Raw genomic sequence first — 7,449 nt, 5'->3', positions numbered from 1 at the left:
CCCTTGTTAGAGTAGGCAAACAACCAAAACGGTTTGTCCCTTTTTGATGTGTTAAAAAAGGGTGCATGATTATGAATAAACTAATGAGTAAACTTCCGTTGCTGGCTTTTGTGCTGGCGGCGTTTGCGGCTGTTGCATTTACTTCTCCTCAATCCCTCACAGGGGAATTTGGGGAGGAAAACGGCATCTGGTATGACGTAACTAACACTGATCCCGGGCCTGATACCTATGAGTGTAATACAGACCCAACAAAAGACTGTCTGTTTGATCAGCCTTTTGGAATGGGATCCCCGATTTCTGGAGAAACCGATCGGGTTTTTGTAGTTAATGATCCAGATAATTTGGAGCTAGCGCAATAGTTATGAAGTTTGATCCTTGAATCAGACAGGTAATGGCCGGTGCAAATCCGGCCATTTTTTTCTCTATTTAAAATCCAGTTCCCGTTGAGGAATACGCATTTGATAGTCCTCCAAGTTTCCACTAAACTCAGCACTTTCTCCATCCTGAAGCCGCTCAGTCCTAAAGACTCTACCATCCACAAAGGCCAACCTTTTCATGTCAGCCCATCGCTGACCTCTAAAAACAAGTGATTTTCTCCGCTCTTCAAGTATTCTTTCGAGTAAATTATCCACATTGCTTTGCTCTAATTCCTGAAAGTCCAAGATTCTTTTTTCCAGCAATCTGTTTAATGATCTTAGTGCAGTGCTTGAATTTCCCAGTCTCTCGGAAGCTTCTGCATGAATGAGCAAAATTTCATCGAAAGCGATACCTGTGAATATATCAAAGTTTCCGGTATAACTTCCCCTGAATCTTGCCTCCTGTTCATTTACAAAATCAAATAAATCCTTCCTTAAATCCATGGAATCAAATTGGGCTAACAGGAGTGAATCTACTCTGGCTACATTTGGTCCAGAAATAACCCCTTGAGGTGCCATCCAGGTAAACAAAATAGTCTCTGGGTTAAATAGCGGAATAGGATAGGTTTGGGACATATCCAATTCCCTATAGTCCAAAAGCTCTACCCCACTGCTGATTACTTGCTGAGCAAAGGATTGGGCTTCTTCAAATTTTCCGAGGTAAAGTGAAATTCTGGCCATTAATGCCAAAGCGGAATTTCTGGATGGCTGTGTTGGCAACTCTGTTAATTCCGGCAATAAAGGGAGAGAAGATTCAAGATCATTTAAGATTTGTCCAAACAGGGTTTCTGCACCCTCCCAGACATACTCTTCATCTAAATCAGGCGATAAAGAAAGGGGCAGTTCAAAGGTTCCTTCTACCTGTCCCAGTCCTGGAATTGGCATGTGCAACACGGCCAATTCAAAATAAGATTTTGCCCTCCAAAACAGTGCTTTTCCCAGCAGTCTGTCTTTATCGACCGATGACCAGTCCTGATTGGACTCTACTGCGTCAACCAATACATTGGCTTTGAAAATAGTCTGATACATAAGGGTGTAGTCAAGAGGGATTTCTGTTGGCAAAAAAGGATCAATATCCCATTGATAAGCATTTTGTTGCCAAGGATTAAATCGCTGATATCCTGAGGGGTCGGCATAATAGTCGTCCGAATAGATAAAAGGAATTACGGGTGAATAGTTAATAGCGTCAAAATTGTCAATAAGAGCATCAAATTCAGCCGCTGATTCAGGGACCAAGATGGATTTATCGGGTTTTTCATCCAAAAAGCCTTCGCAGGAACTAAATAGTAAAAACGCCAATGCTGCATTTAAGATGATGTTATTTTTCATTTTTAATAGGATTAATGTTTTAGAAAATGGGGCGGCAGTTTGTCTGCTGCCGGGAAAGACATTTCGGTAAAACCATAATCAAACCGTATTGACTAGTTCCTTTTACCCCTTTTAATTTTAAAAATCGATTCTAAGACCGATGGCAAAACTTCTCAATGGAGCCTGTGTCTGAAAATCAGGATCCAATTCGTCTGGACTCGCTTTCCAAAGCAGCCCCACATTGTTTACATAGGAATAGATTTCTGCTCTTTGGAAAGGCATCCATGAACTTGAGCTTCGATCCAGTTGATAAGACAGACGGATATCCTGCAATCGGATGTGATCCCCTTTGAATATTAAAGCAGCGGAATTGGAATAAAATAAGTGTCTGAGTGCATTTGCATTTTCAGGAAGGGACGGAACGTAAGTATTTGCCTCATCTCCCGGCACTTTCCATCGGTTTTCATAATCACCATGTCCAATTTGACCCCGCAATAGGGAGAAGTAGTCTATCGAGCGCTTTCGATAAAAATACCCCAAGCGGTAGGAAACATTGATCGACAGCTGAAAGCCTTTCCAGGTAAAATCATTTCGGATAGCACCAAAATGGGTTGGTCTCGCAGGTCCATGAAAAACAAGATTTTCCGGGCTTGCCCCTGTAATGATATCTCGATAATTTTCTGAGGGTTCCCCGTCCACTATACCCTGGGGATTCCCATTATCCGGATTCAGACCAGCCCATTCATAGGAATAAATGGAAAATAATGGATTTCCTTCTATGGGGACAGGTCTGGCACTGAATGCAGCTGAAAGCAGTGCAGAGGCGCTTTGGTCAACATCCATTTTATTTACCCGGTCTTTTATATGGGAGTAAAGAAAATGGGTGGTCCATCCAAATTTATTTTTAAACCAGTCCTTCCGGGCAAAAAAATCCAGTCCAGAAGTATAGGTTTCTGCGAAGTTTCCGGTCACCTCAATAAACCCGGTTGCAGCTGGGACTCCAAAAGGTCCTATAAGGTCCATACCTTTCTTTCCAAAAAATTCTCCGGTAAGGCTAAAATCCCCCGATCGAGACTCATAGTCTAAGCCTACATTCCATGTTCCTACACGCTCCCAGCTCAGGGACGGGTTAGGTGGATTGACGATATTGGCCACCGGAAGATTGGGAATAAATGAAGAAGATCGGGTATTGAAATAACTGGCAGTCATTTGTCCCGAAAGACTCCTGTCCAGGTTTCCGCTAAACCCGTAACTTCCCCGCAGCTTTAGGTAGGTGCCGTTTAGAAATCCGAAGAGATTTTCTTCTGAAAGAGTCCATCCCAATCCGGCCGACCAAAGTGGGACACCACGCTGATTACTCCGCACCCCGAAGAAATTGGATTGATCCTTTCGGATACTAAATGTCACATCCAACTTGTTGCGATAGGTATATCCTGCATTGCCATAATATGAAATAAATCGGTCAATCGTTCCTCCATGGCTGTTTCCCTGTGGAATGGTCGTTTCACTTCTGGAATTGGAATACAAAGGAAAGCGGCTGACCAAATCCACCACCGAACTGGTTCCCAGTGCATCATTATATCCATAATACCGGGTAGCATTGAATTCAGATTGAAGATCACGGATTTCAAAGCCTGTCAGGAGGCTAAGTTGATGGTCCTGTTTGAGCTGCTTCTGATATCTCATCAACCCTCTGAGGGTATGGGAATAGCTCCGGCTGGTGCTCAAGTCCAGCACATCACCCAGGGGAATATTACGAGTCAGTCTTCCCTGCTCATCTATTTGGGAAAACCTGTTGATCAGATCCCGCACAAAATAGGATTCCAGTGGATTTCGGTTTCGGTTTTGTCCCTGATTGGTCCAGTATTGATAAGAAAGTTCGGCATTCAGCCCCTCGGCGACATTCCAGTTTAATCCTGTAAGGAATCGCCCATCCCATTGCTCATTTCGCTGATCCAGTATACCGATTTCATTCAAAGGCACATTGTACCAGTCCAATAAGTCAGGGTTGTCGGATTGGGCATTGTTCAGGAATCGCTCGGATAAGTTGGAGAAAATGGGTACAGGGTTTCCAAGCTCATCAGAAAGGGAGGTATAAGGGTCTGCCTGAGGTGCATCTGTCCGAATTCGGGAGGCGGATTTGGACAGGTAGGCCCCAACGGACCAAGTCAGTTTGTTCTTTAGGAATTTCCATGAATTTTTGGCTTGAAGCGTCCAGCGGTCATTGTCGTTTCCAACTACTCCCTGCAGGTTTTTATCATAGCCTAGGCTAAAGAAATAGGTGTTTTTCTGTGAACCTCCCTGAACTGACAGGCTATGCTGTTGATTTAAACTTCCCCGGTAATAGTATCGCCCCAGATCATTTCTGAAATCACTGTTTCGAAAACCGGCGATTCTCCGGTCTGCCTCATTCTGATCAATTGCTCCATCCCGAAGTTGGATCAGGGTTTCTACCAATGGAGGTAATGCGGGATTAGCAGGAGAGTTTTCAGAGGACCGGTAGAAATTATTTTCAAATAACTGCTGCTGGATATCCACAAAATCTCCCATGTTCATCTGCGGAACATAAAACAGATCCCGTTCTTCTATAAAATTTATATTGGAGTTCAGTCTAACCTTCGGAACAGAACTTGCAATTCCGGTACGAGTGGTAATCACAATTACTCCATTACCTGCCCGGGCCCCCCAAATGGAGGCGGCAGCTGCATCCTTGAGAACCGTGATGCTTTCCACATCATTGGGGTTGATGCTTTCCAAAGGACCATCATAGGGGAAGTTGTCAACAATAATTAAGGGGGCCGTATTGGCAAATAGTGTTGACCTCCCCCTTATGGATATTTGATCGTTTCCCGTAGTTTGCCCCCTGTTCAAAATTAATCCGGGTGTAACATCCTCCAGCCGGTCGACCAGATTGGAACTGACTCTTCTATCGATCAATTCCTTATCTAGGGATGCAAAGGATCCTGTAGCTCTTTCTGAAGGTAAATCCTGATAACCTGTGGATAATACCGTGACCTCTTCCAGATTGGATTCATCGGGTTCCAATTTAAACACTGTACTGCCTTCCCAAGGGATGGTCAGCTCTAGGCTCATTGGTTTCATCCCTAAATAGGAGATTCTCAACTGGTAAGTGCCATTCGAAAGATTAAGCTGGAAGCTGCCTTTTTCATCTGCAATGGCCATCTCCTTGTCCTGATCAATGGTAATCAAGGCACCGGGCAATGGACTATCGTCTTCTGCGGATAACACGGTTCCGCTGAAAATCTCGTTTTGTGCATGACTATACCCGATTAGCAGGCATAGTAGCATGGAAAGTATCGTTTTGTTCATGGTTATTGGGTTTTTGATTCTGATTGATTCATCTTCTGACTGATCGCTAATAGTTTTTCAATCAGTATATCGGAGGAGTACTGGGTGCCTGTCAGGAGAGCTACTTCAAAATTGGAATTGATTAGTAGTTTTTGGGGAAAGGAAGCTATTCGGAAGGTTTCCAAAATCCCGGTTCCCGAATTCTGGTGTGCCTGAATCATTTCGGGATGGGAATAGCGCCCTGATTCTGCATTTTTTTTCCAGTATTTTGGACTAGGGTCTGAATTGACGGATATAAAAACAATATCTGCCCGGTGTTTCAACTCCTCAAAGACAGGCAAGAGGGTCTTTTCATAATAATTCATACAGAACTTGCATCCCGAAATCCAAAAGGAAAGAAGCACTGTCTTACCTTCAAATTCTTTTAGATCCAGTGGCCTCCCCTCCCAATTCAGCAGGGGTTCAACAGCTACTTTGCTCCCCTCTAGTGCCGTGTTCATGCGATCTGTTAAAAGGTCCCGAACCCAGGGGCTTTGGCTGTTGCTTAAAGCCAATTCCATGACCTCGCCTTGTTTGTTCTCTAGTTTATTGAAATTACCTAGCGCATAAGTGGCCCAAAAAAATTCCCGGAAACGCTGGGCGTATTCTGCTGTAAGCTCTGACAGGGTTTTGTTCTGGATTCTTGCCTGAATCTTGATGAGTTCAGAAACTTGCTCCGCATACAGCGGATCAAAAACATCGGAGTTTTCAACTAAGTAAAACTCATCCAGCCTTTTCTGAAGAGCTGTTTCGAATTCAGGATCATGAAAAAGCCTTTTTCCCAACTTTATCCTTGGGAAAAAATGATCTCCCAAATAGGCCCATGCCCGCTGTTTGAGCCAGTTTTTCCGGCTTTCTTCCAAACCTGCGCTTAATTTGGAGACATATTCAATCAAATCACTTTCCTGAAGTGGCTTATTCACTAAATCAGTAAGAATGTCCATCTCATTTTCACCGGGTTTTAAAATCTGCATAGAGGGTGAAATAGGACTCTTGTTTTTCATCGCCCGCTGATAAAGAGCTGCAGTTAAGGAATCTGATAGCATCTGGTTAGGATTAGAACTGACCATTAGGGGCACTTGGATGAAGCTGAATTGATTAGAAAGGCGGTCCAGTTCATATTGAGCTTCAAAAAAATTTGATTGGGGACTTTGGAAAAGTGCCTGTCCTGTACCGGGATTAATACGCAAACGCAATTGATCCCCTGGGAACCAGGTCCAATATTGAAAGAGGTAATTTCGTTCGTTTCTGACACTGATATAAAACTGCTTCTCAGCAGGGCCCGTCCAGCGATAAACTTTTTGGGAGGAATTTCCTGCAAAAAAATCCCCTTGTTCTGCGATTAGGGGTACCGTTTTTCCCGGGGTCAATTCGGCATGATCCACTAATAGCTTATCCCAGTAAGTCAGCCAGAGGGTGTCCGGGGAGCTTTCTTGGGTAAGTTCCAGCTGAAGCCGGACTATCTCCTCGCCCTTTTGGGCGGGAGTGCTGTACTCCTCCCGCCCGGGGTGATTAGCCGCTCCTAGGTAAGCTGCTTCTTCTGCCCGCTCTGGGGCAAGGGGATAATTTTGGGGATAATCAAGGCTTTTCGAGCCCGAATCCCCGCTCGAAAGATCCCGTCCCTTGTTGTTGGAGAAGACCGTGACCGGGGCGGATTGGAGGATAACTCCCTCCTCCCCTGCACCCGAATCAGGATCGCTATCAACTAAACCAAATATGTACGGTGGATTAAATTCGGAGCGGGAATCCCCGCCCCGAAAACTTGCCGAGGACTGTTTCTCATCGGCTGGGGGTGAGTCCACAACTTGACTCCAACAGGTAATTTCACTTCCGACAAGGCATAGCAATGCCAGGAAGCATGTGAATAGAATTTTTTTCATGCTCATTAATTGTTAGATGACCGATGCCCGATGCCCGATGTCTTGGCCGTCACTGCGCCTGCCCGATAGTGCGGGAGGAGCCCCAAAAGGCGACGCGGCAGTCTCATCATTGGAGTTACAGCTCTCATCTATGAGATTGCTTCGTCGGCTTTTAGATCCCTGTAAAGACAAGGTTTTCGTTTGCCTCCTTGCCCGCCTAAGGCGTACAGGCAATAACGGGGACAGACCTCTCCCATACTGAGTCCAGATCGTTATCCGGGTCAGTCGGTCTTGATTAGAAATTGATTAAATGTGATAAGCGAAAATCCTCTGCAGCGGAAGGCTTATCTAAATTTACCGGAATAGGAATCTTTTTCGTGGTCCGAAGAGCCATTATTAAGTAGGCTCGATGGTTTTAGAAATATGCTTTCAGCGAAATACACTCTGTGAAATACGCTCTCTTCGTTCGCGAAATAATAGCTTCGAAGTAGGAGTCTATTTCAGCCAGCTTGCTGGCT

Annotated in this window: 4 protein-coding genes; 1 reads left to right on the top strand and 3 read right to left on the bottom strand. The window is 44.7% G+C overall.

The features are described 5' to 3' along the window. Positions 1 to 83 precede the first annotated feature (83 nt). The gene (locus FL972_RS12860) at positions 84 to 359 is read left to right on the top strand and encodes a hypothetical protein (protein ID WP_144605863.1); all 276 of its coding nucleotides are present in this window, start codon (positions 84 to 86) and stop codon (positions 357 to 359) included. A 63-nt stretch (positions 360 to 422) separates the two neighbouring features. Here the strand turns inward: FL972_RS12860 and FL972_RS12855 are convergent, their stop codons facing one another. The 3 genes from FL972_RS12855 to FL972_RS12845 all read right to left on the bottom strand — a co-directional run bounded on the left by FL972_RS12855 (position 423) and on the right by FL972_RS12845 (position 6,874). Next, complete coding sequence (locus FL972_RS12855; protein WP_144605862.1) at positions 423 to 1,745, bottom strand: RagB/SusD family nutrient uptake outer membrane protein; 1,323 nt, start codon at positions 1,743 to 1,745, stop codon at positions 423 to 425. A 117-nt stretch (positions 1,746 to 1,862) separates the two neighbouring features. Further along, positions 1,863 to 5,054, bottom strand: a complete 3,192-nt coding sequence (locus FL972_RS12850; protein WP_144605861.1) for a SusC/RagA family TonB-linked outer membrane protein — start codon at positions 5,052 to 5,054, stop codon at positions 1,863 to 1,865. A 2-nt stretch (positions 5,055 to 5,056) separates the two neighbouring features. Then, positions 5,057 to 6,874 (bottom strand): TlpA family protein disulfide reductase, encoded by a 1,818-nt coding sequence (locus FL972_RS12845; protein ID WP_222116036.1) that lies wholly within the window; start codon positions 6,872 to 6,874, stop codon positions 5,057 to 5,059. Between the last annotated feature and the right edge of the window lie 575 nt (positions 6,875 to 7,449).

The sequence above is a fragment of the Algoriphagus algorifonticola genome (assembly GCF_007655305.1).
Taxonomy (GTDB): domain Bacteria; phylum Bacteroidota; class Bacteroidia; order Cytophagales; family Cyclobacteriaceae; genus Algoriphagus; species Algoriphagus algorifonticola.
This window is presented reverse-complemented; position numbering and strand designations above follow the sequence as displayed.

Bases quoted from the DNA above. Each gene is read 5' to 3' on its own strand.
- FL972_RS12860 (WP_144605863.1), top strand. From the start codon at position 84: ATGAGTAAACTTCCGTTGCTGGCTTTTGTGCTGGCGGCGTTTGCGGCT.
- FL972_RS12855 (WP_144605862.1), bottom strand. From the start codon at position 1,745: ATGAAAAATAACATCATCTTAAATGCAGCATTGGCGTTTTTACTATTT.
- FL972_RS12850 (WP_144605861.1), bottom strand. From the start codon at position 5,054: ATGAACAAAACGATACTTTCCATGCTACTATGCCTGCTAATCGGGTAT.